The 24,515-nt window shown below is 61.4% G+C and carries 23 protein-coding genes and 1 other RNA gene; 11 read left to right on the top strand and 13 right to left on the bottom strand.

The genetic code is table 11. From position 1 onward, the window contains the following. Positions 1-28: 28 nt before the first annotated feature. Both OF122_RS07780 and OF122_RS07785 read right to left on the bottom strand, forming a co-directional pair. Positions 29-961 (bottom strand): sensor domain-containing diguanylate cyclase, encoded by a 933-nt coding sequence (locus OF122_RS07780; RefSeq protein WP_264227203.1) that lies wholly within the window; start codon positions 959-961, stop codon positions 29-31. Between the two features lie 65 nt (positions 962-1,026). After that, positions 1,027-1,476 carry a MarR family winged helix-turn-helix transcriptional regulator gene (locus tag OF122_RS07785; RefSeq protein WP_264227204.1) on the bottom strand — a complete coding sequence of 150 codons (450 nt, stop codon included), beginning with the start codon at positions 1,474-1,476 and terminating at the stop codon, positions 1,027-1,029. Between the two features lie 47 nt (positions 1,477-1,523). Between OF122_RS07785 and OF122_RS07790 the strand changes: the two genes are divergently transcribed. Next, entirely contained in the window at positions 1,524-2,294 is a 771-nt protein-coding gene (locus OF122_RS07790; protein ID WP_264227205.1) for a hypothetical protein, read from the top strand. Between the two features lie 46 nt (positions 2,295-2,340). Here the strand turns inward: OF122_RS07790 and OF122_RS07795 are convergent, their stop codons facing one another. From OF122_RS07795 to OF122_RS07805, 3 genes are all read right to left on the bottom strand, one after another. After that, positions 2,341-2,565 (bottom strand): DUF3072 domain-containing protein, encoded by a 225-nt coding sequence (locus OF122_RS07795; protein ID WP_264227206.1) that lies wholly within the window; start codon positions 2,563-2,565, stop codon positions 2,341-2,343. A gap of 135 nt (positions 2,566-2,700) precedes the next feature. Further along, positions 2,701-3,471, bottom strand: coding sequence for an SDR family oxidoreductase (locus OF122_RS07800; RefSeq protein WP_264227207.1), 771 nt, complete (start codon positions 3,469-3,471; stop codon positions 2,701-2,703). Positions 3,472-3,582: 111 nt separating this feature from the next. Further along, entirely contained in the window at positions 3,583-5,907 is a 2,325-nt protein-coding gene (locus OF122_RS07805) for an ATP-dependent helicase (protein WP_264227632.1), read from the bottom strand. A 237-nt stretch (positions 5,908-6,144) separates the two neighbouring features. Here OF122_RS07805 and OF122_RS07810 point away from each other — a divergent pair, with 237 nt between their 5' ends. Continuing rightward, positions 6,145-8,328, top strand: coding sequence for an esterase-like activity of phytase family protein (locus tag OF122_RS07810; RefSeq protein ID WP_264227208.1), 2,184 nt, complete (start codon positions 6,145-6,147; stop codon positions 8,326-8,328). Between the two features lie 95 nt (positions 8,329-8,423). Here the strand turns inward: OF122_RS07810 and OF122_RS07815 are convergent, their stop codons facing one another. Continuing rightward, a complete protein-coding gene (locus OF122_RS07815) occupies positions 8,424-9,107 on the bottom strand; it encodes a glutathione S-transferase family protein (protein WP_264227209.1) in 684 nt (227 codons plus the stop codon). A gap of 118 nt (positions 9,108-9,225) precedes the next feature. On the opposite strand from OF122_RS07815, the gene OF122_RS07820 reads away from it, so the two are divergent. Continuing rightward, positions 9,226-9,690 carry a MarR family winged helix-turn-helix transcriptional regulator gene (locus tag OF122_RS07820; protein ID WP_264227633.1) on the top strand — a complete coding sequence of 155 codons (465 nt, stop codon included), beginning with the start codon at positions 9,226-9,228 and terminating at the stop codon, positions 9,688-9,690. 64 nt (positions 9,691-9,754) lie between these two features. Here OF122_RS07820 and OF122_RS07825 read toward each other — a convergent pair whose 3' ends face one another. Together OF122_RS07825 and OF122_RS07830 are read right to left on the bottom strand one after the other, a co-directional pair. After that, positions 9,755-10,537 carry an alpha/beta fold hydrolase gene (locus tag OF122_RS07825; RefSeq protein ID WP_264227210.1) on the bottom strand — a complete coding sequence of 261 codons (783 nt, stop codon included), beginning with the start codon at positions 10,535-10,537 and terminating at the stop codon, positions 9,755-9,757. A 177-nt stretch (positions 10,538-10,714) separates the two neighbouring features. Then, the gene (locus OF122_RS07830) at positions 10,715-12,358 is read right to left on the bottom strand and encodes a chloride channel protein (protein WP_264227211.1); all 1,644 of its coding nucleotides are present in this window, start codon (positions 12,356-12,358) and stop codon (positions 10,715-10,717) included. Positions 12,359-12,672: 314 nt separating this feature from the next. Here OF122_RS07830 and OF122_RS07835 point away from each other — a divergent pair, with 314 nt between their 5' ends. Then, on the top strand, positions 12,673-16,296 hold the full coding sequence (locus tag OF122_RS07835) for an AsmA family protein (RefSeq protein ID WP_264227212.1): 3,624 nt from the start codon (positions 12,673-12,675) through the stop codon (positions 16,294-16,296). Here the strand turns inward: OF122_RS07835 and OF122_RS07840 are convergent. The 3 genes from OF122_RS07840 to ssrA all read right to left on the bottom strand — a co-directional run bounded on the left by OF122_RS07840 (position 16,285) and on the right by ssrA (position 17,433). Further along, positions 16,285-16,497: a ribbon-helix-helix domain-containing protein gene (locus OF122_RS07840; protein WP_264227213.1), complete on the bottom strand. Its 213-nt coding sequence runs from the start codon at positions 16,495-16,497 to the stop codon at positions 16,285-16,287. The genes OF122_RS07835 and OF122_RS07840 overlap by 12 nt on opposite strands. Before the next feature lie 6 nt (positions 16,498-16,503). Continuing rightward, a complete protein-coding gene (locus tag OF122_RS07845; RefSeq protein ID WP_264227214.1) occupies positions 16,504-17,001 on the bottom strand; it encodes an SspB family protein in 498 nt (165 codons plus the stop codon). A 75-nt stretch (positions 17,002-17,076) separates the two neighbouring features. Continuing rightward, positions 17,077-17,433: a transfer-messenger RNA gene (gene ssrA, locus OF122_RS07850) on the bottom strand. 83 nt (positions 17,434-17,516) lie between these two features. On the opposite strand from ssrA, the gene OF122_RS07855 reads away from it, so the two are divergent. From OF122_RS07855 to OF122_RS07865, 3 genes are read left to right on the top strand one after another with little or no spacing between them, the layout of a single operon-like run. Beyond that, positions 17,517-18,311 (top strand): thymidylate synthase, encoded by a 795-nt coding sequence (locus OF122_RS07855; RefSeq protein WP_264227215.1) that lies wholly within the window; start codon positions 17,517-17,519, stop codon positions 18,309-18,311. Then, positions 18,308-19,291 (top strand): DUF4424 domain-containing protein, encoded by a 984-nt coding sequence (locus OF122_RS07860; protein WP_264227216.1) that lies wholly within the window; start codon positions 18,308-18,310, stop codon positions 19,289-19,291. Before OF122_RS07855 ends, OF122_RS07860 begins: the two co-directional genes overlap by 4 nt. Further along, on the top strand, positions 19,288-19,620 hold the full coding sequence (locus tag OF122_RS07865) for a MazG nucleotide pyrophosphohydrolase domain-containing protein (RefSeq protein WP_264227217.1): 333 nt from the start codon (positions 19,288-19,290) through the stop codon (positions 19,618-19,620). Before OF122_RS07860 ends, OF122_RS07865 begins: the two co-directional genes overlap by 4 nt. An 87-nt stretch (positions 19,621-19,707) precedes the next feature. Here the strand turns inward: OF122_RS07865 and greA are convergent, their stop codons facing one another. Together greA and OF122_RS07875 are read right to left on the bottom strand one after the other, a co-directional pair. Beyond that, complete coding sequence (gene greA, locus OF122_RS07870; protein WP_264227218.1) at positions 19,708-20,190, bottom strand: transcription elongation factor GreA; 483 nt, start codon at positions 20,188-20,190, stop codon at positions 19,708-19,710. An 87-nt stretch (positions 20,191-20,277) separates the two neighbouring features. Next, positions 20,278-20,574 carry a hypothetical protein gene (locus OF122_RS07875; protein ID WP_264227219.1) on the bottom strand — a complete coding sequence of 99 codons (297 nt, stop codon included), beginning with the start codon at positions 20,572-20,574 and terminating at the stop codon, positions 20,278-20,280. A gap of 195 nt (positions 20,575-20,769) precedes the next feature. Here OF122_RS07875 and OF122_RS07880 point away from each other — a divergent pair, with 195 nt between their 5' ends. From OF122_RS07880 to OF122_RS07895, 4 genes are read left to right on the top strand one after another with little or no spacing between them, the layout of a single operon-like run. Further along, positions 20,770-21,426, top strand: coding sequence for a TetR/AcrR family transcriptional regulator (locus OF122_RS07880; RefSeq protein WP_264227220.1), 657 nt, complete (start codon positions 20,770-20,772; stop codon positions 21,424-21,426). 16 nt (positions 21,427-21,442) lie between these two features. Beyond that, a complete protein-coding gene (locus OF122_RS07885; RefSeq protein ID WP_264227221.1) occupies positions 21,443-22,375 on the top strand; it encodes an HlyD family secretion protein in 933 nt (310 codons plus the stop codon). Continuing rightward, the gene (locus OF122_RS07890; protein WP_264227222.1) at positions 22,372-23,310 is read left to right on the top strand and encodes an ABC transporter ATP-binding protein; all 939 of its coding nucleotides are present in this window, start codon (positions 22,372-22,374) and stop codon (positions 23,308-23,310) included. Before OF122_RS07885 ends, OF122_RS07890 begins: the two co-directional genes overlap by 4 nt. Beyond that, entirely contained in the window at positions 23,307-24,437 is a 1,131-nt protein-coding gene (locus OF122_RS07895) for an ABC transporter permease (protein WP_264227223.1), read from the top strand. The genes OF122_RS07890 and OF122_RS07895 overlap by 4 nt, the downstream gene beginning before the upstream one ends. Positions 24,438-24,515: the final 78 nt, after the last annotated feature.

Here is a 24,515-nt window from a genome sequence, read left to right on the forward strand (position 1 = left end):
CGATAGGGGGTTACTGAGATTGGATGCCTCAGGCCCAAGCGGTGCCGGTGGCGGCTGCCTTTTTGGCCTCGTAGAGATTCCTGTCGGCCACGACGAACAAATGCTGCGGGTCGAGTTCATAGGCTCTTGAAGCAAAAGCAATGCCGACCGAAGCCCCGATGGGAAGCCGGTCGCCATTCCAGGGCACTGGAGAGAGAAGGCTCTGGGTCAACCAGCGCACATCGCGCTCGGTCTTGCTGGCCGAGCCAACCGGCGGAAGCAGGACCGCAAATTCGTCGCCGCCGATACGAGAAACCAGACGCGCCTGCGGAAATGCCCTTTTGAGGCGTTCGCCGAACGCGACAAGGCAGGCATCGCCCGCGGCGTGGCCCCAGCGGTCGTTGATCTGCTTGAAGCCATCGAGATCGAACAGGATCAGCGCGCCGATTCGTCCGAGTGCCGGTTCATCGTTGGGTCTTTCAAGGAAACGTTGAAAACGCATGCGATTGGCGACCCCGGTCAAAGGATCGCATTCCGCCTGGGCGCGCAGGATTTCCCATCTCGCATGGTCCTCGGTGATGTCCTGCTTCATGCCGTACAGGGTTTCGGCCCGCCCATTTACGCTACGCACGGCTGCGTTGATCCGTATCCAGCGCTCTGTGCCGTCGGGGCGAATGATGTTTGCATCGAGCGAGAAGCTCGAGCAGGTGGCGATGGCGTGGGACCGCTTGCGGCCGAGCAATGCGCGCGAGGCTTCCGTGTACATTTCCACGGTGGCCTGGCGCTCGGGAGGGCGTTCGCCAGAGAGGCCGAACATATCGAAGACCCCGCCGGTCCAGCTCAGCCGTTCATCTGCAAGGTTGCAGGAGAAGGCGCCCATGGGAACGATCGATGCGGCCTGCTCATAAAGGCCGAGCGAGTCAGTTTCCCGATTGCTTGTGACTGCCGGAGCGGCGGCTTCTCTCAAAAGTATGTTCTTCATTGACGCCGTTCTCGGCCGCTCCCCAAATTCGGACCCAGCTTGGCATCGGCGGGTAAATGTTGCGTTTAACCGAGTGCGTCGTCCTCACCGAGAATGTTTGCTGTCATCTTTTTGAGCACCGCATTGGCACCGGCGACTTCCTCGGGCGAAAGTCCTTTTGTGGCCTGGGCAATGAAATCGCTGACGATGGCGGTAAGGGGGGCTTCGAGGGCCCGGCCCTTCGGCCCGAGATCGACCAGGACCGAGCGACGGTCCCTGGGGTCGGCAGTGCGCCGGAGGAGGTCCTTGGCGACCATGGAATCGACCAGCCGGGTGACCGTGGTCCGGTCTCGCAAGGACATGGCGGCCAACTGGCCCATCGATTGCGGGGCTTTGGCCCAGAGCATCATGAGCATTGCCCATTCCTCGGCCGTTATGGCGTGGCCAGCCGCCTTGAAGCGCTGCTGCACTTCGGCGCGGATGAGAAACGACAGGCGATTGACCCAATGGGGCGTGGCGGCTTGATAGTCGAACATTTATGTGTATATTACACTATATGTAACAGGCACGCAAAGGTGCGCTCATGAATGCGAATTTCAACACGGGTTCCCTCACTGTCGTGGGTGAAACCGGGCGGTTTCCCAAGATCGAGCTGATCGAACCCAATGGGTACGGTTATATCGTCTTTGCGCTCGAAGTCGATCACAGCCGCTTGCCATTCTATCTCACCCAAAGTGCCGGCAAGAGGCGGCTCCTTGAGGATCTCAAGGGGATGGCGGTCAATATCGGAGGGCTTGATGGGGTTCAGAAGGCGGTGGTGTTCAAGGCACTGATCGTGCCGCCCGGGGAAGGGCGCTACAAAAAGGCGCGTCCCGATGTGCCGCAGGCCCGGTTCGACGTTGTCGTTCTGATCGAGACCGGGACGCCAGAGCGCGCGAGAGCGCTGATTGCGACGCCGGAATTTGCCGCTCTGGAAAAGCGGGGGCGGGCGGGGGCGAAGCGTGCCGAAGTGATTGTCGGCCAGAACGCCCGACGCATCGGACCGGTCGATCACAGCCGCGACGGCGTGTTCCTGTTCAATTATTTCCTGGCGGAAAGCGGTGAGCAGAATTTGGCGGTGTGGGAATATACAGCCGGGTGGTTTGCCGACCAGACGGGTTTGGACAATTCAACGCTGGTGTTGCCCGATGCCGAGCATTCGGGCGGGTTGACGCTGATCAACCATTGTCGCTGGGACAGGTTGGGCGATGTGCTGCCCAGCCTTTTGTTCAAGCGCTCGTTCCGCGACTATGTGCTGGCCAATTTCGACGCCAATCGCACGGCGCCCATGCCAGTGCTCTACGGGCTGGCCTAGGCTCGTAGCGGGGGATTCTTTCCGCCGAATAATCGCCAGAAGCGCGCTATCCGTCCAGCTTGCGTTTCAGCAGCTTGATGCGGTTGATCGCTTCGAGGCTGGTGAGGTCGTCATCATAGGCGTCGGGTTCCTCGGCGCGCTGGGCGAGGCAGAGCAGCTCGGCGGCCTGTGAGGGGGTCATGGGGCCTTCACCGGACTGGTAATCTTCATGATCGTTGACGCGGAAGGCGTCGGGATTTGCTGTGGCGATACCTGGGTGAAGGTCTGACATGGGGGCAACTCCGCTGGGCTGAAGTGTATGCAGATTAAACACTTTGCGCGGGCCGGCGGTTCCACTCATTGATCGATGTCAAAGAGAAATGTTGGAAGTGGCGGGAGCGGCCACAACTGGCCGCTCCATACGACTTTACGTTCGGGTGATCGAGACGCCGCCATCGGCCAGTACTGCTGTGCCGGTCAGAAAGCTGGACGCATCAGAAGCAAGGAAGAGGGCCGCTTGTGCCAGCTCCTCGGGTTTGCCAAGGCGCTTGAGCGCGTGCAGGCTTTCGATGAACCCGCGCATTTCCGGCGCAGCGCCTGGAAGGTTCGCCGCGTTCGACGGCGTATCGACGCCTCCGGGCAGCAGAGCGTTGGCGCGGACTCCCTGAGCGCCGTATTCGGCGGCGAGCGTCTGAACGAGGCCGACCAGCCCGGCCTTGGCAGCGGCATAGGCCGCCATGCCGGGGAAGCCGACCGTGTTGCCCACGAAGCTCGAGGTGAAAATCAACGACCCGCCCCCGCGTTTGAGCATGGCCGGGATCTGGTGACGCGAGCCGAGAAATGCGCTGGTAAGATTGGTCTCCATGACCTCCTGCCATTCAGTGGGATCGAGATCGGTCACCGAACCCATGGCAGTGGCGGCGCCAGCGTTATTGAAGGCGATGTCGAGACCACCGAACTGGCTCGTCGCGGTGTCAACGCAAGCCTGGGCGTGGCTCTCCTCGCGCACATCGCCAGCAACGGCCACGACGCTGGCGCCGAGATTGTCGATTTGTCTTACGAGATCGTTGAGCTTGTCCTGCCGACGGCCCGAAATGACAAGGCATGCACCCTTACGAGCGAAGAGCAGCGCCGCGGCTTCGCCGATGCCCGAAGTGGCACCGGTGATGATGGCGATTTTGTTTTTGAGCTGAGACATTTCTTTCCCCGTTTGGTGTGAACGGGGATGTGGTCTCAAATCGAGTGGCCTGGCGCGACCCGGATTCTACGGCCCGGTTTTGACAAGAAGCCATTGCCAGACCGGCGGTTTTCACCCCCGCTTCACAAAACTATCCAGCACCTTCTTGGGCCCGGCCTTCTCAAAATCAATCGAGAGCTTGTTACCTTCAGCGGCGGTCACCGTGCCGTAGCCGAATTTGAGGTGGAAGACGCGTTCGCCGACGCCGTAGGCGGCCGAGGGGCCTGAGGAGCGGGCGACGAGGTCGCCGTCTATGGTGACAGGGCCTGGGCCCTTGCGGGACGATTGCTGGCGCTGGGCGCGTTGCCAGCCGGGGGTTTCATAGACGGATTCGAAGGGGTCGCGGTTGTCGAACCGGGTGGTGGCGCGGCCGCCATAGGTGTAGCCGCCGTAAGAGGAGCCGGTGTCGGTGACTTCGACGACCTGGGCGGGGAGTTCGTCGAGGAAGCGCGAGGGGATGGCGGATTGCCAGAGCCCGTGGATGCGGCGGTTCTGGGCGAGGGAAATGCGGCAGCGTTTTCGGGCGCGGGTGATGCCGACATAGGCCAGACGCCGTTCTTCCTCGAGACCGGCGAGGCCGGATTCATCGAGAGCGCGCTGATGAGGGAACAGGCCTTCTTCCCAGCCGGGGAGGAAGACGGTGTTGAATTCGAGGCCCTTGGCCGAGTGCAGAGTCATGATCGAGACCGCGTCGCCACCCTCGCCGGAATCGCGGTCCATGACCAGAGCGATGTGTTCGAGGAAACCGCCAAGGTTTTCGAACTCTTCCATGGAGCGGATGAGTTCCTTGAGGTTTTCCAGCCGTCCGGGGGCGTCGGCGGATTTGTCGTTCTGCCACATGGCGGTGTAGCCGGATTCATCGAGAATCTGTTCGGCCAGCTCATGGTGGGGGATGGTGCGGAGACGATCGGCCCAATCGTCGATCTGGCGGACCAGTTCACGAAAGGTCGAACGCTGTTTGGGCTTTAATTCCTCGGTTTCGGTCAGCTCGCGGATGGCTGTCAGCAGCGGGATTTGGGCGGCGCGGGCAGTGTCATGGACGATCTGCAGGGTGGCATCACCAAGGCCGCGCTTGGGCACATTGACGATGCGTTCGAGGGCAAGATCGTCGGCGGGCTGGGCGACGATGCGCAAGTATGCCAGCGCGTCGCGGATTTCCTTGCGCTCGTAAAAGCGCGGGCCGCCGATAACGCGGTAGTTCAACCCCAAAGTGATGAAGCGTTCTTCGAATTCGCGCATCTGGAACGAGGCGCGCACGAGGATGGCCATGTCGTCGAGCGGGTCGCCCTGGCGCTGGTATTGTTCGATCTCTTCGCCGATCTGGCGAGCCTCTTCTTCGGAGTCCCAGACTGAGGTTACCGAGAGTTTCTCACCTTCTTCGCCAACATCGGTCTGGAGCGTCTTGCCCAAGCGGGACTCGTTGTTGGCGATCAGGTGGGAGGCGGCGGAGAGGATGTTGGAGGTGGAGCGGTAGTTGCGTTCGAGCTTGATGATCTTTGCGCCGGGGAAGTCCTTTTCGAAGCGCAGGATGTTATCGACCTCGGCGCCGCGCCAGCCATAGATCGACTGGTCGTCATCGCCGACCACACAGATGTTCGAGCTGTTGATGCCGTCGCGGGACTGGGCGAGGAGGCGGAGCCACATGTATTGGGCGGTGTTACTGTCCTGGTATTCGTCGACCAGCATGTAGCGGAAGCGGTCGTGATATTGGGCGAGAATTTCGGGGTTTTCCTTGAACAGGCGAATGCCTTCGAGCAGGAGATCGCCGAAATCGGCGGCGTTTAATGTTTTCAGCCGCGCCTGATAGTCCTTGTAGATATTCTGGCCCTTGCCATTGGCAAAGAACCCGGCATCGGCGGGGGAGATGTCCTTGGGGAGCAGGCCACGGTTTTTCCAGCCATCCATCATCGAGGCGAACTGGCGGGCGGGCCAGCGCTTTTCATCGATGTTTTCGGCGGCGAGCAATTGCTTGATGAGACGGATCTGGTCGTCAGTGTCCAGAATCGTGAAATCGGGGCGCAGGCCGACCAGCTCGGCATGGCGGCGGATCAGGCGAGCGCCGATGGAGTGGAAGGTGCCCAGCCAGGGCATGCCTTCGACCGAGGCACCGACGAGCTTGCCGATGCGCTCCTTCATCTCGCGCGCCGCCTTGTTGGTGAAGGTGACGGCGAGGATCTGGTTGCCCCGGGCTTTGCGGGTGGCAAGGATGTGGGCGATGCGGGTGGTCAGGACGCGGGTTTTGCCCGTCCCGGCGCCGGCAAGGACCAGGAGGGGGCCTTCGGTCGTTTCCACCGCCTCGCGCTGTTCGGCGTTGAGCCCGGCAAGGTAGGCCGGCTCACGCGCAGCGAACTGGGAGGTGATGGGGCCTTGCGGGCGATGGGGCGGGACGGCTGACATGTAGGTTGAGTTTTTTCCTTGCTCGCGCCGCCGAACCGAATAACCGGATCCGTCCCCGATCACGCCGAGGACATGCTTTTTCTGGCGGCGCTCGAATCTCATTTTGTTCTAGTCGCCAGTATATAGGTCCGATGACGGCAAAAGTACATGCACAGGCCGGTTCGGCGTTGTCACAGAAGTGTTGCCGAGGGGGCCTAAGACGCCCGGCGTGATCATTTCACGCATCAGGGGATTGCAATGACCAAATCGACTCTGCTCGCGGCACTCGCTGCCGGGTTGCTCGCCAGCGCGGCCATGCCAGCGCAGGCAGCCTTCTTCAACCGTATCGCCAGCTTTCCGGTCGCAGAAAATGCGCCCGAAGCCGAAGCAACATCCTCAGAAATCATATCGGCCTCGGAAGACGGCATGACGCTGGTCTATTCCGACAGCCCCGGTGGTGGAATCGGGTTCGTCGACATCACCGATCCGGCCGCTCCTGCCGCTGCCGGATACGTCAGCACGGACGGTGAGCCGACTTCGGTCGTCGTGATTGGCGACTACGCCTTTGCCGGCGTCAATACCTCAGAGAGCTTCGTTGCGCCCTCGGGCCACGTCGCGGTCATCGACATGGCCAGCAAGGAAATCGTTGCGACCTGCGACGTCTCGGGGCAGCCTGACTCCGTTGCCAAATCGCCCGACGGCACACTTCTGGCCGTGGCGATTGAGAACGAGCGCGACGAAGACCTCAATGACGGGGAAATCCCGCAGCTTCCCGCCGGGAACGTGACGCTGTTTTCGACCAGCGACGCAGGGCTCGATTGTGACTCGATGATCGAAGTCGACGTGACCGGCCTCGCCGACATCGCGCCGAGCGATCCCGAGCCCGAGTTCACCGATTTCAACGAGAACAACGAACTGGTCGTCTCCATGCAGGAGAACAATCATTTCGTTATCATCGACGGCAATTCGGGCGAAGTTATCAATGATTTCTCGGCCGGTTCGACCGACCTTTCGGGCATCGATACCGAGGAAGACGGCGTGCTCTCGTTCACCGAGAGCCAGGATACGCGCCTGCGCGAGCCGGACGCCGTCAAGTGGATCGACGCCGACCATTTCGTTGCCTCGAACGAAGGCGACTACAATGGTGGTTCACGCGGCTTTACAATCTATAACAAGGACGGTTCGGTCGCCTATGAATCCGGCGCGGCGATGGAAATGATCACCGCAACCCTCGGGCACTATCCCGAAGGCCGGTCGGACGCCAAGGGCATCGAACCCGAAGGCATGGAAGTGGCAACATTCGGCGATGACACGCTGATCTTTGTCATGCAGGAGCGGTCCTCACTGATCGCCATCTACCGCACCACCGACGGTGAACCCGAATACATCCAGTCCATCCCCTCGGGCATGGGACCGGAAAGCGCCGTGGCGATCCCCGATCGCAACATCATCGCGACGGCAAATGAAGAAGATCTGCGCGAAGACGGCCTTGCCGGTTCGCATGTGATGATCTTTGCGTATCAAGACGTCGATGCGCCTGACTATCCGCAGATCGTGTCGGCGATGAACGAAGATGGCACGCCGATCGGTTGGGTGGCCCTTTCGGGTCTGGTTGCCGATGCGGACGAAGCCGGCAAGCTCTATGCGGTCAATGACAGCTACCTTTCGATGATGCCGACCATCTATACGATCGATGCGGCCCAGAGCCCGGCGATGATTACCGAGGCAACGCTGATCACCCGTGATGGCGCCGCAGCCGAAGCGCTCGACCTCGAAGGCATCACGCTCGATGGCGAAGGCGGGTTCTGGCTGGCCTCGGAAGGCCGGACCGACCGCGACATCCCGCACATGCTCTATCGCGTGGATGCCGAGGGGGCGATCGTCGAGGAAGTATCGTTCCCGGACTCGCTGCTGGCCAACGAAATCCGCTTCGGTTCCGAGGGCGTCAGCTCGGTGGGTACTGGCGAGGACATGGTGCTCTGGATCGCCATTCAGCGCGAATGGGGCGATGACGAAGCGGGCATGACCAAGCTGGTGTCCTATAAGCCTTCGACTGGCGAATGGGGTGCCGTCCACTATCCGCTGGAAACTCCGACCGACGGCGCCTGGGTCGGGCTTTCGGAAATCACCATCCACGGTGATTACGCCTATATCGTAGAACGCGACAACCAGATCGCCGGCAATGCCGAGCTTAAAAAGCTCTACCGCGTTCCGGTTGCCGAACTGGTCGGTGCCGAGATCGGCGGTGAATTGCCGGTGGTCACCAAGGAAGAAGTTCGCGACTTCATCCCCGACCTTCAGGCGCTCAACGGCTATGTTCTCGACAAGGTCGAAGGCTTTGCCATCGATGCCAACGGCATCGGCTGGGCAGTGACCGACAATGACGGCGTGGACGACAGTTCGGGCGAGACCAATTTCTGGTCGATCGGCGCAGTCGAATAAGCCTGCGAACCAGACAAGATGCTGGAGGGGCCGGACCTTTGGGTCCGGCCTCTTTTTTATGGATGCGCAGCTGAAAATGGGCTGTTTCCGGTCCGTCAGGCCGCTTGCCTTAAGAGCCATGCGTCATGATTTCTAAGAAACCCCATGAGCCGGTCGGCATAGTCTGAGGTGACGGCTGCGCTTACGCTTTCGCGCGCGGCGAGTTCGCCTCGCCATCTGGCCACACGCGGCAGCGGGTCGAACAGGCTGGTCGACGTCAAGGTGTCGAACACGTCGAAATAGCGGAAGATCGGCGCGAAAACCGCATCGATCATGCTGAACGCCTCGCCGGAGAAAAACGGTCCATCACCCAACTCTGCCTCGACGCGGCTGAACTTGGCGAGCAACGCCTTGTGCTTGTCCGCAAAGGTGTTCGAATCCCTGGCGGTTTCAAAGCCCCACAGGTCCGAAAGGATGGAGGAACCAAACTCCATCCAGCCGCGGTGTCGGGCCCTTGCCAGCGGATCGGTGGGATGGAGTGGCGTGCCGGGTTGGGTTTCTTCAAGATATTCGCAGATCGCGGCACTCTCAAACACCACTGCCTGGGTGCCATCCTCCTGTTTGATGATCAGCAGAGGCACCTTGCCCAGCGGAGAAATGGCGGAAAACCAGTCTGGCTTTGCCGACAGATCGACATAGCGGCGCTCGAACGGCACGCCCTTTTCGGCAAGCACGATAGCGGCACGCTGAACGTAAGGGCACAGGTGGTGGCTGACGAGAGTCAGATGGGCGTTGGACATGGTGAAATCTCCTGTTTGAATTAAGCCGAGGCCGGAAGTGGCCTTCGTCGAGCTCATATACATGCAGTTGCATCTATATGAGCTTGCGTTGCTCGTCAATATAGATGTAACTGCATTTATGTCCGATCGCCCTGATACAAAGCTGCCGCATCCTTCGCCCTCTGTTGTCAAGGCGTGGGTGCGCCTGATGCGCACGCAGCAAATTGTCCTTGCGGCGATCGAGCAGGATTTGAAGATGGCCGACCTGCCGCCGCTCGGCTGGTACGATGTGCTGCTGGAGGTAGGGCGGGCCGAGGACGGCAGATTACGGCCTTATGAAATCGAGCGGCGGACCCTCTTGGCACAGCACAATCTGTCTCGGCTTCTCGACCGGATGGAGAAGGCGGGGCTGGTTCGGCGCGAGGTGTTTTCCGAAGATGGACGGGGCCGATGGGTTATCATAACCGAGGCTGGCCGAGCTATGCAGGCGCGCATGTGGAACGTGTATGCAGCGGCCATTCAGCGCCATTTGGGCAACAAGCTGGACGATGCCCAGGCCGATCAACTGGCTGGTTTGCTGGCCGTTCTGATGCACAAATCCTAACTCTTGCGGCCATTTAGTCGGTTTGATTCGATGACCGGCGGGCTGCCTGTTCTGCCCGGTCGGTTCAGGATGCCAGAAATCTCAGTATTGCATCTAAAAACAGTCTTGGTGCTGTCGTCATTGCGACGTGTCCCTGGCCCTCCAGTGTGACAATCTGACTGTCTGGAAGCGCATCGTTAAGTGCCTGGGCAGGCGCTGTGAGTTCTTTGGGGCTGTTTTCCCCCACCAGCAGCAAAGTCGGCACCGCCAGATTATGAAATCGTTCGGGCTCAAACAGGTAATCCCCGTCCGCCAGTTCACGCAGCGCGGTATGCGCAGCCGCGATGCGGCCAGCCCAGGAGGGGTCTGCGCGAAGCGCCTCGATCTGTGCATCCGGTGCGCCGACCACGTCCCTGAAAAAGGCCACCAGCATCGCATCGCGATCCCCGCTGTCCAAAATCGCCTTCAGGCGGTCGGGGATCTCGGGCGAATAGAGCGGATTTCCGCCGACGGGAAACGCAGGCTCGTAAAGGACGAGCCGTTTGAGATTGTCCACGCGAAGCGCGGCCTCCATCGCGCACAGCGCTCCGAATGAATGGCCAATGACGCTTACATCGCGCCCTGCGGCCCGGATGACTGCCGCGACATCCTCGTATTCCCGCTCCAGGGCGTAGTCAGAGGCGTCGCCGCTTTTCCCGCGACCCCTGCGATCCATCGCAAGGACGGTGAACTGGCTCTCGAGATCGGACAGAACGCCAGCCCAACGCGTGTGATCTGCCGTAGAGCCATGAACCAAGACCAAGGACGGACCGCTGCCGCTGCGCTCAAATGCAATCGGGGTTCCGTCTTCGGACGTGACGAAGTCCATCCGAGGTCCTCCCACATATCGAAGTTCTGTGGTGCACCGGCTGCGTGAAAGTCACGACCAAAATGGTGCGCCCAAGGATAGCACCAAATGGCGGTTTCGTCAGCATTCAGGCCACGGATGAAGGACAATCCAGACGTCAGCTTTCCTCAACGGCAGATACAAATCGGAGCGATCCGTTTAACTGTGTTCTTCGCGCGAATGGGCGACCAGGGCCTTGTTGAAGCTTGCCAGGGCGTCGACGTGGTGGGCGTGGCCGATGATGGCGTTGGTTTTGGATTCGATGACCGGCAGGCGGGAGACCTCGCTGGCGTCGAAGGCCTTGAGTGCGGATTCGAGGGTTTCGGAGGGGCGCAGCCAGGGGGCGCCCGAGGCGATGTCGAAATTTGTGTCTTCGCCTTCGGGAAGCGGCCGAAGAAAATCGCGGACGCGGATGAACTGGGCGGCATGTTTGTGCGGACCTTCTTCGAGCATGATGCCGCGGGTATAGAGCTGCCAGTGGAAATAGGAGCGGCCCATGACGGCCTGGCACAGGCCCGTGGCAATACCGACGGCGAGCAGCAGGGCGATGGAAAAGGCAAAGCCGCCGGTCAATTCGAAAATCATGACGGCAGTGGAGATCGGCGCGCCGAGCACGGCTGCGGCGACGGCGCCCATGCCGATCAGGGCGTATAGCCCGACCGAGGAGGCGACATCGGGGAAGACCGATGTGGCGATGATGCCGAAGGCGCCGCCGGTCATGGCACCGAGATAGAGGCAGGGCGAAAAGACGCCGCCGCCGGCGCGCGAGGAGAGCGTTATCGTGGTGGCGACGGTCTTGGCAACGATCAGGGCGAGCATGAGCCAGAGATCGAGCGAGCCCGCCAGCGCCATATCGGTGGCTTCATAGCCGACGCCGAGCACATGGGGGAAGGCGAGCGCGATCAATCCCACCAACAGCCCGCCAATGGCCGGACGGACCCAGACCGGGATGTCGCTGCGTTTGGAAAGCCAATCGCCTCCGATCAGCGCTGTCTGGAACAGAATGGCGACTGCGGCGCAGACCAGGCCCAATAGGGCAAAGGCGGGGATCTCGAGATAGGACGAAATGGAGATGGCGTCTGGATCGATGACGAAGGCGGGGGCTTCGCCGAACCAGAGCCGGGAGATGATGGCGGCGACCACCGAGGCGATGACCAAGGGCACGAAGGCGCTCATGGCAAAGTGGCCCAGAATGACTTCGTGGGCGAACAACACGCCGGCAATGGGGGCGTTGAACGAAGAGGAAATGGCAGCGGCCACGCCACAGGCGAGCGCGATACGGCGCGCCGCGGCGGGCAGGCGGAAGATGCGGAAGCCGAGTTTTGACGCGGCGGCGGCGTAATAGACGATGGGGCCTTCGCGGCCGCCGCTGCCGCCCGAACCGAGCGTAATGGCGGTAACCAGCGTGGCGACCGTCGCCCCACGGAAGGTGAGGGTCGACGATTCGCGCACGCGGGCCTCTATGACATCGGCGACGCCGCCGGCGCGGCCAAGCGGGCGCCAGAAATAAAGGATGATGCCGACGACGATGCCGCCGGCAAGGGGCCCGATCATCGGCCACCACCAAGGGAGCGCGGAAAGCGTTGTGAGGACCTGTTCGCTGGTGGTGCCCAGCCAGATCCATTGGACAAAGCCGATGGCGAGGCGAAAAGCGATGCCCAGCGCTCCACCGATCAGGCCGAGCAGAATGGCGAGAAGCCACAAGCGCGGCTGTTGCAGGGCGTGAAAGCTCGCAAGATGCGGGCGGACCCAGCGCTGGGTGACGAAATAGATCTGCTTGGCCGTTTTGACCGGCGTTGCCATGATTTTTCCTGCTTTGGCGCCGCGCGAACCCGATTGCTCCAGGATCAAATCCGCGCTGCTGATAGGCTCTAGGGTGCTGCGTTTGCATCTGCAAGGCAACTTGCCGCATACAGGTTGTGAAATCTTGAACTCAGGCGGGATAAGCCGGGTGACGGGGCGGGGCGATATGCCTAATGTCCAATTGCGCTTTGTTGAATCGGAATTGGACCTTAGGCCCTTGTATTGGCGTGAGATCGAACCGGAAAAGTTGGAGACTTTTCCCTTCGCAACCCTCACTCTAATGTGCCCTCGACTTTGTAAAGGACGCCAACGGCTTGGCCAATCGCATCTACATCGCCATCGGACTGATCGCGATCCTTTTGCTGGGGGGCGCCTTCGTCGTTCCCTGGTTCATCGACTGGAACGCCTATAAGCCGCGCATGGAGCAGATGGCGGCCGAAGCGCTGGGCGTTGAGGTCGAGATTGCTGGCGATATGGATTTTACCCTGCTGCCCCAGCCGCGCCTGCATTTCGAGAACGCGCGGCTGGGGCCGGCAGAGGCGCCGGTGGGATCGGCTCGGCAGATAGAGGCCGATCTGTCACTCATGGATTTCCTGCGTGATCGGTTTACCGTCACCCAGTTGCGGCTGACCGGGCCGGAACTCAATCTGGTCATTGATGAAAACGGGCAATTGCAGACGCCGATCACGCTGGCGCAATCGGCGACGGTCACCAATGTGTCTATCGCCAATGCGCGGCTGACCGATGGCGTGGTGCGGCTGACCGATCTGCGCAGCGGGGAGAGCTGGCAGGCCGATGGGTTTGATGGAGACATGACGCTGGCTGGCGTTCGGGGACCGTTCGCCATCGAGGGGCAGACGGTGCACGGGGGCACGGCCTATGGGGTGCGGGTTTCGACGTCGGCGATGAATGCGGCCGGGCAGATGCAGGTCAGCGCCTTTGTGCGCCCGGCCAGCGGGGCGTTCTCGGTTGCTGCCGAGGGCTTGTTGGACACCGGGGGGGCACCGAGCCTTGATGGAACGCTGACCTACAGGCAGGCGCCGCCGCCCGATGATGGCGAGGCGGTGATCGGCGGGATGCTGCTGCAAAGCCCGCTGATTGCCAACAGTGAGGAGATAATTCTTTCCGAGTTTGTCCTGCTTCCCGATGAGAACCAGACGGCGACACGGCTGACGGGGGAGGCGTCACTGAGCCTTGGAGCCGAACCGGCGTTTGATGCCATGGTCTCGGGCGGGGTAGTGACGCTGCAGCCGCGGGCGGTGACCGAGGAGAGTGCTCAACCGTTTGAAATCGTGCGCCTGTTGCGCGGGATGCCCGAGCCCTTGACCCCGCCCTTGCCGGGGCGGATCGCCATGTCGATCAACGAACTGTCGGTACGCGGCGTTGCCGTGCGCGACGTTCGGCTGGATGCGACAAGCGACGGCGACATCTGGTCCGTTGAGGAATTTTCGGGGCGGTTATCGGGGGACACGACGCTGAAACTGACCGGACAGTTGGGCCGGGCGGCCGGATGGCCGGCCTTCGATGGCACGCTGGCCATGTCCTCGCCGCGGCTCGACGCGCTCTCGCTGCTCTGGAAGCGGGCGGGGGAGGGCAATCCGCTGTTTGGAATGGGCGGTTCGCTCAACGGGCAGCTGCAACTGGTCAATGACCGGCTGCGCCTTGTCGATGGGTTACTGGTGCTCGACGATACAGTGCACACGGTTTCTGGCTCGATGCGGTTCGGGGATGCGCCATCACTGGAGGTCACGGCCGGGCTTTCAGAGCTCGATGGCGGCCAGAGCGCGGCGCTCCTGGCGCTGTTGCCGCCAATCGATCCGGCGGGAACGTTCGGGTTGAGTTTTCCGCAGGGGCGCCTCGATCTCGATGTGGAGGCGGCGCGGGTCGAGGGGCTGGTGCTCGAGGATCTTTCGCTGCGCTCGGCATGGAACGGGGAAGGGCTGGAGATCGAAAGCATCGCAGTGGGAGACTATGGTGGAGTCGGATTTGAGGGTGCCGGGCGGCTATCGGGAACGCTGGCCGCGCCGGTGGTTGCCGGCGAGGGCAGTCTGACCGTGGCATCGAATGCTCCGGCAATTGGGCTTTTGGCCGGAGAAGACAACCCGTTGCGCGAGGGCCTGCTTGGCAGCCTTCCCGCGCAACTGTCGGTGGTTCTCGATCCGCCCGGACGCGACGGGGTGCAGACGCTGACGCTCGATGGAAGGGCGGCGGCGAGCGAGGTTTCCGGCCAGCTGGAGATGACGGGAGGCATAACCGGGCTGGGGCGTGAAAATCTAGTAGTGGCGCTTGAGGCAGCGGCCGAGAGCGGCAGCGCGTTGCTCGACCAGTTGGGGATGGCGCCGCTGATCGCCGGTGACGATGGCGCGATTGCCAGTGCGCGGCTGGAGGGCAATCCGACCGGCAATATGGATGCCGAGTTCTCGCTGGAGGGCGGCGGAGAGCGGATCGATTTTTCCGGAATGCTGGTGCTTTCCGACCCTGGTTCGATCCGGGGTGAGGGGCAGACTTCGTTCCTGTTTGCCGACGGAGTTGCCCTGGCCGAACTTGCCGGCGCCCAAGGCACCTGGTTTCCGGGGCTGGAGGGGCAGGCACAAATCGGATTTGTGGGCAGTGAGAGCGTAACGCTGTCCGAAATTTCGGCCTTTGCCGGCGAGCGGGCGATCAGCGGTACGTTGTCTTATGCGGCGCAGCGGGAAACGGCGCTGGTGACCGGATCGCTCGAGTTCGACGGGCTCGATGTCGAGACGGTGGCGGCCATGCTGGCCGGCCCTGCCGGTGTGCTCGAATTCACGCCTGGCGTGTGGCCGGACGGACCGGTCGATCTGGGGGCGAGCCAGCGGACGACGCGGGGGCGGGTTGCGATAACCGCGCCGGCGCTGATGGCGGGCGATGAGCGGCTGATCGAAGCACTGGCGTTCGACTACGCGTGGGGCGAGGAGGATGTGGGGCTGCGTGGCCTGTTTGGCGAATTCGGCGGCGGCACCATCCAACTCGATGCAACGGCGTGTTGCGCCTCGGCCCTGGCCGACAAGAGTCTGAGCGGGCGTCTCACGCTCAACGGCGTCGCCATCGATGCAGCGCTGCCCGATATGCCGGCGGATGTCCTGGGTGGGACGCTGACCCTGGGAATGCAGTTTCAGGGCAGCGGCGACAGCTATCGTGCCTTTGCCGGATCGCTGAACGGGGAGGGCAGTTTTTCGGTCGAGGATTTACGGATTGAAGGACTGTCGCCCCAGGCATTTCAGGCCGCGGCCAACGTGGACAATCTGATAGAAATCGAGCCAGAGGCGCTGGAAATTCTCGTTGCGACGGCGCTGCAATCGGGCCCGTTCGAGAGCCAGGATGCGGGCGGACTGGTGCGGCTGATCGGCGGGGTGGCGCGGATCGCCAACATCGCCATGGATGGCGGCGGCGCGCGGCTGGTCGGTGGGGGCAGTCTCGATGTGGAAACTGCCGCGCTCGAAGCGGACTGGACGCTGGCACTGACACAGGCACTGGCCGGAAACGGGCTGATTACCGAAACGACGGGACGGATCGGGATCGGAATTGACGGGACGCTGTTTGCGCCCGAGCGGAGCCTTGATCTTGGGCCGATGGTCGATGCGATCCAGATGCGGGCCTATGAAATCGAACTCGATGAACTTGAGGCGCTGCGGGCCGAGCAGGAAGCGCGCCAGCGTGCGGCGGCCGAGGAACAGGCACGGCTGATGGAGGAGGAAGCGCGGCGGCAGACCGAATTGTTGTTGCAGCAGCAACAGGAAGAGGCAGACCGCCTGCAGATCGAGGAGCAGCAGCGCCAACTGCAGGAACTCGAAGAACAGCTTTCCGAGCCCAGCGTTACCCCATTACAGCCGGAGCCCGGTGCAGCGGATAACCCCGATTCGTCGGTTACGGTGCTGCCGCCAGGTTCACTGCAGTTGCAGAGCCTATCGCCCTGAGGCCGAACGGTACCAGGCCAGAACAAAGACGCGGATAGCAGAGGACAGGTTCGGGTCCTCGCGCGTTTCATCGATTTCTGCAATCAGATGGGGGAGCGAAACGTCACGTGTCTGGGCAATGGACTCAAGCGCATCCCAGAACTGCGGCTCAAGCGCGATAGAGGTGCGGTGGCCGGCTATAGTCAGCGAGCGCTTGCGCACTGTGGGCTATTTCTTGCGGAAGGAATCGAGGCTGACGACTTTTTCGCCGCTTTCTTCAATACCGGGCTCATCGGTTTGTTCCGCATCCCCGGCCTCTTCGCCTTCGGCATCATCGGGGTCGGCGACAATGCGCGGCCCGGCCTGAGCCTCGGCGACCTCGAATTGCAGCCCGAACTGGACCGATGGATCGAAAAAGCCCTTGATGGCGGAAAAGGGGATGAGCAGAGTTTCGTTGACGCCGTCAAATGACAGGCCGACCTCGAACCCGGTTTCGGAGACTTTCAGGTCCCAATACTGGTTCTGGAGGACGATGGTCATTTCCTTGTCGTATTGCGAGATCAGTTTCTGACTCAGGCGCACACCGGGGGCTTGCGTGACAAAGGAAATGAAGAAGTGATGATCGCCGGGCAGGCCGGTGCGGGCAACTTCGCTCAGCACTTTCCGTACGACGCCGCGCAGGGCTTCCTGGGCCAAGATGTCGTAGCGGATGTGGTCTTGTGCCATTTATGGCGGCTCCCTAAGCGATTCTCATTTGGCTCATAACAGCCTGAATTTGCGCCGGGTTTCAAGCGAAAGAGAAATGCAGGCTTCTGTTGCCAGGTGCCTGCGGACCCCGCCTATGCCCGGCTAGGAGCGTAGGACTTCAATTCCCAGTTCTCGCACCGCTTACGCGGCGAGAGCGACCGGAGCCTTATTGTTGTCATTAGCAACTATAAGTTTTAGTCCGATAACGGTGGTACCATGCCGAGCGAAAACACACCCTTTACGCCCTCGTCGATCCTGTTTCGCCCCCATAAGCCTCTGTAAGCAGAGGGTTTTTGGTGGAGGCGCCGGGTACTGCCCCCGGGTCCGATGGGTTTATTACGATGGCAATTTATCGCCATAGCCGTTGCCGGCACGCTCAATATAAGGACCATGGGCCCCGATGAAAAGGGGGCAGCAACAAAGGGTGCAAAACCTTGTGCCGCAAACGATGTGTAGGTCGGTGCGACCGCGAATCGCGCTAGCATCGTCGCACAATGAAGCAATATCTCGATCTTTTGCGCCATGTGATGGAAAACGGGGTGGACCGGGCCGACAGGACCGGGACGGGCACCCGTTCGATTTTCGGCTATCAGATGCGGTTCGACCTCAATGAGGGATTTCCGCTGCTGACGACGAAAAAACTCCATATCCGCTCTATCGTCTATGAGCTTTTGTGGTTCCTGCGCGGGGACACCAATGTGCGCTGGCTGCAGGAGCGCGGGGTCAAGATCTGGGACGAATGGGCCGACGAGAACGGCGATCTGGGACCGGTATATGGCAGTCAGTGGCGCAGCTGGCCGGCACCGGACGGACGCCATATCGACCAGATTGCCAATTTGGTCGAGCAGATCAAGACCAAGCCAGATTCACGCCGTCATATCGTTTCAGCCTGGAATCCGGCGGAAGTGGACGACATGGCGCTGCCGCCCTGCCACTGCCTGTTCCAGTTCTACGTCGCCGACGGCAAGCTCTCGTGCCAGCTTTATCAGCGCTCGGCGGACATCTTTCTGGGTGTGCCGTTCAACATCGCGTCTTATGCGCTGCTAACCCATATGATGGCTGAGGTGACCGGGCTCGGGGTGGGCGATTTCGTGCACACCTTCGGGGATGCGCACATCTATCATAACCATTTCGAGCAGACCCAGACACAGTTGGGACGCTCGCCGAAGCCGTTGCCGAGCCTGGAGATCGTCAACAAGCGCGACTCAATTTTCGACTTCGAATTCGAGGATTTCGAGATCGTCGGGTACGACCCCGATCCGCATATCAAGGCACAGGTGGCGGTATGAAGGCATGGGCGATCGGAGCAGTGGCTTTGGGGCTGGCGCTCCCGGCCCATGGCAATGATACCACGGCGACCATCGGGGTCGGCGGGCTGCAATTTGCGCAAAACGAGAATGTGCGCATGCTCAGCGAAGACCTCTATCTTTCCATGGACGAGGTTCGGGTTACCTACGAGTTCGAGAACCTGACGGACACCGACCAGCATGTCCTGATCGCGTTTCCGATGCCGGACATCGAGAGCTCGCCCTATGAAATGGCGGGGTTTCCGACTGATGACCCGGAGAATTTTTTCGGCTTTTCGACCACTTTTGACGGTCAGCCTGTCGAAGCGGAATTGTATCAATCGGCTTTCGCGCTGGGAGTGGATCGCACCAAGGAGTTGCAGAAGCTCGGTGTGCCGCTGGCACCGCATCTTTTGTCCACCGAGGACGCTATCAACGCGTTGCCCGAGGCGGACCGGCAGGTTCTGGTGAGCATCGGCGCTCTGGGGCCGCATCCTTATGACGACAGCGGGTTTTATTCGCCCGCATGGACGTTGAAATCGGCCTATCTGTGGGACGCTGTGTTTCCTGCGGGCGAGATCGTGGAAGTGCATCACCGCTATACGCCCGGACTGGGCGGCACAGTGGCTGCGACCTTCATCGATACCGAATATGGCCAGCGGGCTGAGTACGAGGAAAAATATTGTCTCGAGGACAATTTGGTGGCGGCCGTCGAGCGCACGCTGACCAGCCCCGACGAGCCGTGGTCGGCCCCGTTTACCGAGGCGTGGCTCACCTACATCCTGTCTTCGGGTGCCAATTGGGCCCATTCCATCGGTACATTCCGGCTGACCGTGGACAAGGGCAGCGTGGACAATTTCGTCTCGTTCTGCGGCGAGGGGGTCACCAAGACCGGGCCGACGACCTTCGAGATGGTGCAGGAAGATTTCTATCCCTGGCAGGATATCGAGGTGCTGTTCGTGGTGCGGAGGGACGACTATTGAGACCGGATAAGGATGCGGCGCGGGCGCAACTGGCGGCTTTGACGCGGGCGGTGGGGAAGGTGTCGGACACTTATGCCACGCGCTGCGATATCGACCGGGATCGCGACTGGGCGGCGCTGAAACTCAGCGAGGAAACCGGCGAGCTGGTGGCAGCGTTTCTGAAGGCGACCGGCCGGGGGCGCCGCGAAGGCGAGTCGGAAGATGGGCTGCGCGAAGCGCTCGAGGATGAGGCCGCCGACGTCCTGGCGATGCTGCTGATCTTTGCCAAGCAGAACGGCATCGACCTGACTACGGCGCTGGAGCGCAAGTGGTTTCGGTATCTGGCGTAGGTTGTGTAACCGGTTGATCGTGGTCCGCAAACGGCCATATTCGCTAGCGAGGGCCTGCGGTTCGGCCTTCCTTTGGGATGCCGCAGCCTAAGATATGTCGATGATATCGATTTCCTTGTCGCCCAGATTTGCGACGTCGCCCGCGGTTTTGCCCATGAGGGCGCGGGCGAGGGGGGAAACGTAGGAGATCGATCCTGATTTGGGATCAGCTTCGTCCTCTCCCACTATGCGGTATTTCTGTACCCTTCCATCCTCGCGACTAAAGGTGACCGTGCTTCCGAATGCGACGGTATCGGCTTGCGCTGGGGGCGGGATGACCTGGGCGGTTCGCACACGCTGGGTGAAATAGCGCAGGTCGCGCAAAGGGCCTGCCGCTTCGCGGCGCCGATCGTTGACGTCTTCTATGGCGCTTGCGGTTTCATAGGCCTTACGGGCGGCGTCTAACTGGTCGCGGAGGGCTTTGAGCCCCGCCTCGGTCACAAGATTGGCCTCGGGCGAAATGGGGCGATCGGGCAACAGGGTTTCCGATGCCGTTTCTGCACTTTCTTCCTTGGTAAAGGCGACGCTCAATCTGGTGAACTCCATTGCGCCCGCGCGCATGGCGGGCCAAGCCGGTTATCTGGTGTGCACCAGCAGAGGTTAAAAGAGCCCTGCGGCTTATTGGTCGGCGGCACCTGATGGATCGACGTTGTCCAGGGTGCGAGCCGGCGAATCCGGAGCGGCCTGAGTGGGCTCGCTGGTCAATTCGCCCCCGTCGGGCACGGCTACGCCTTCGCTGGTAACTTCAGAATCACCGATATCGGCGGGATTGGCTGTGCGTTCAGGTTCTTCGGCGGTGAAAAACACCAGAAACCCTACATAGAGCAAGGCCAGAACGGCAAGAATGCCCAGAACGCCTGTGGCGAGATTGCGTGCGGGTGCTCCGCGTGCCGGCCCATTTTGCGGATCGGTCATATTCGCCTCCTTTGCGCGTCTTACTCAACGCTGCCGAGGGGCCGAGGTTCCTCAAAAAATTATTTGAAGCCGGGCGCATGGGTTTTTTTTGAGGGCGGTGAATAGTGGCGAAAGGTTGGGTGCTCGTCTATTGTCTTGCAAATAACTGGCTGGTCAGTTATTAATTGAAAGTGCGGTGGCGCAAAGGAGTAGGCGATGGCGAGCGAAGGTGTCAGGCGACGCGGTCCGAAATTTCGCAGACGGTCAGAAGCCCGGCCCGACGAGGTTCTGGATGCCGCGCTGGCGCTGTTTGTGGAAAAGGGGTTTGCCGCAACGCGGGTTGAAGACATCGCGGCGCGCGCGGGGGTGAGCAAGGGAACCGTTTATCTCTATTTTCCATCCAAGGACGCGGTCTTGGAAGGGCTCGTTCGCCGGGGCATCCTGCCCATCGCCGAGAGTGCGATAGAGAAGTTCGGAAATCTCGAAGGCGATCCGAGGATCATTCTTGCAAGCGCGATCAGAATGCTGGGCAGCCGATTCTCAGACCCGGAGGTTCGGGCCATCCCCAAGGTCGTTCTGCGCGAGGTGGTGAGCTTTCCTCATCTGGCGGAGATGTATCGGCGGGAAGTTCTCGATCATGTGATCCCGGTGGTCGTGTCGCTCATCGAGCGCGGCATTGCTGAAGGATATATGCGTCCGGTCGACCCGGAACTGACTGTCCGGTCCATTGTGGGGCCGCTGGTTCTTCATGTGGTGCTTGCCGAGGTGTTCGGCGTCGTGCCCAAGGGCGGGGTCGAGATCGAGAAGCTGATCGACAATCACCTTAGCATCCTGTTCGACGGCCTGAGCGCCGATGCGGTGAAAGCGGAGTGAGGCCATGGATGAGTTCATGTCCTGGTTGTTCGGGTTGATCGCCATGGTCGTTCCGGGGTTCGGAGTGTCCGAGCCACCGGCCTGGAACGGTTATGTCGAAGCCAATTATGTCTATCTCGCTGCCCCGGGGGGCGGCACCATTACGACGATTGCGGCACGTGAGGGCGAACCCATCGAGGCGGGGGACGTGATGTTTGCTCTGAACGATGGCCAGCAGCGAGCCGCGCTCGATGCGGCGCTGGCCCAGGTCGCGGCGGCGCAAGCCAATGTTGATAATCTTTCGACGGGCAGCCGCGACGCCGAACTCGACGTTATCAGGGCGAGCCTTGCCAGAGCACGGGCGGATCTCGAATTGACCCGCCTGCAGGCCGAGCGCACCGGGGCCTTGCTGGAGCGTGGCCTGGCTCCCCAGGCGCAGGCCGATCAGGCCAATGCCGATCTGGAGCGCGCTCAGGCGCAGGTGGACGAACTCGAAGCCCAATTGCGGGTTGCCGAACTGCCGGCCCGCAATCCACAACGCATCGCAGCCGAAGCGTCGCTCGCGGCCGCGCGGGCCAATGCCGAGCAGGCGCAACTGGCGCTTGACGAGCGTGTCGTCTCTGCTCCCGTGGACGGTCTCGCGGCGCGTGTCTATTTCAGCGCCGGAGAGTTCGTGGGCACTGGCATGCCGGCGGTGGCGCTGCTCCCCGACGACGCGCTCAAGGTCAAATTCTATCTCTCGCAGGCGGATCGGGCGGGTTTGGCGCTGGGTGACGCGGTGTCCATAAGCTGCGACCGATGCCCGGACGGGCTCACCGCAACCGTGGGCTACTTCTCTCCGGACCCCCAATTCACGCCTCCGGTTATCTATAGCCGCGAGGAGCGCGACCGGCTTACCTTTCTGGTTGAGGCCGTGTTGGACGAGGGGTCGGAGTTGCATCCGGGCCAGCCTGTCACGGTTTCGAAATGAGTGACGAACCGGTCATAGACGTTCGCGGGCTGACCAAATCGTTCGGCGAGAAACGCGTTGTCGATCATTTCGATATCGTGGTGCCACGCGGCGCCATTTATGGCTTTCTCGGGCCCAATGGTTCGGGCAAGACGACCACCATCCGCATGCTTTGCGGCCTGTTGACGCCCGATGAGGGCGAGGGCACATGCCTGGGCTTCGACGTGCGCAGACAAGCGGGCCGCATCAAGCAGGAAGTCGGCTACATGACGCAGAAGTTCTCGTATTATGAGGATCTCTCGATCCGCGAGAATCTGGACTTCGTGGCGCGCATGTATGGGCTGGACCGGCGCCGGCAACGGGTCGAGGCGGCGCTAAGCGATCTCGGTCTTGCCGACCGGCAAAATCAGCTTGCCGGCTCGTTGTCGGGCGGTTGGAAACAGCGGCTGGCTCTGACCGCATGCCTGCTGCACAATCCCTTACTGCTGCTGCTCGATGAGCCGACCGCCGGTGTGGATCCCAAGGCGCGGCGGGATTTCTGGGACGAGATCCGCCGGCTTTCTGCCAGGGGCGTTACCGTTCTGGTCTCGACCCACTACATGGACGAGGCCATCCAGTGCGATTTCATCACCTATATCGCCTATGGCAAGAAGCTGATCGATGGCCGGGCGGCTGATATTCCCTCGATGATCGGACTTGTCACCTACAGGGTCTCGGGACCCGACATCACCGCTTTGGAAGACGAACTGAAAAGGGAGGATGCCGTAGAGCAGGTGGCGCGCTTCGGTTCGGTCCTGCACGTGTCGAGCACCGATCGGCCCAGGCTCGAGGCGGTGATCGATGCCTACCGCAAACGGGGCACCCACGAGTGGGTGGAAAAAACGTCCGAACTCGAGGAGGCCTTTATCTATCTGATGGCGGGAGCGCGGGACAATTTTGCCCGTGATGTGGCATGAGCTTCTCCCTCGCGCGGTTCCTGGCGGTTCTGACCAAGGAGTTCATTCAGATGCGGCGCGACCGCGTCACCTTTGCCATGATGATCGGGCTGCCGATCATGCAATTGCTGCTGTTTGGCTTCGTGATCAATTCCGATGCGCGGCATATGCCGACACTGATCGAGGTCAACGATGACGGCCCTCTGGTGCGCGCTGTCATTTCCGGCATGCGGATGTCGGAATATTTCGACATACAAGGTTCTGTCAGCGGGGCCGAGAATGGCGAGCAGGCGCTGCGCGAGGGTAGTGCGTCGTTCGTTGTTGTCATTCCAGACAATTTCGAGCGCGACGTCGTCCGGGGACTACGGCCCGAACTTCTGGTGGTTGCTGACGCTTCCGATCCGGCGGCTATCGGTGGCGCGGTGGGGGCCATGGACGGCATCGTGAAGGTCGCGATGACCGAGACGTTCGCGGGGCCGCTGGCCGGAGTTGCGCCGGCGCCGGCACCATTCGGCGTCGCGGTTCACAGGCTCTACAATCCCGAAGGCAGCACCACGACAAACATCGTTCCCGGCCTGCTGGCCATCATCCTTTCGATGACGCTGGTCATGATGACCGCCATTGCCATCGTCAAGGAGACTGAACGTGGCACCATGGAGATGTTGATCGCCACACCGGCCCGTCCCATGGAAGTCATGCTGGGCAAGATATTGCCCTATGTCCTGGTCGGGTATGTGCAAACCGTCCTATTCCTGCTCGCCGGCTTCACCGTGTTCGATGTGCCGTTCGAGGGAGCGTGGCGGGCCTTTTTTATCGGCTTCAACCTGTTCATAATCGTCAATCTGGCACTGGGCTTCCTGATATCGGCACTGGTGCGCTCGCAGATGCAGGCCATGCAGCTTTCGATGTTTACCATTTTGCCGTCTGTGCTGCTGTCGGGCTTTCTGTTTCCCTTCGCGGCAATGCCGGGCTGGGCGCAGGTGCTCAGCAACGTCGTGCCGACCACTCATTTCCTGCGCGTGGTGCGCGGTGTCATGCTCAAGGGTGGCGATATTTCGGACGTTGCCGGGGAACTCTGGGCTCTGGTGGCGCTCCTGATCGTCATCTCGGCCATCGCCATGATGCGGTATCGCCGGACGCTGGACTGACGCGGCATTTGATGGGAACCATTTGCCGCGCCATGCGGAATCACCTCATGGTCGGGGCCCGCATCGAATTCGAAACCG

Source organism: Pelagibacterium flavum (assembly GCF_025854335.1).
In the GTDB taxonomy this organism is placed as follows: Bacteria; Pseudomonadota; Alphaproteobacteria; order Rhizobiales; family Devosiaceae; genus Pelagibacterium; species Pelagibacterium flavum.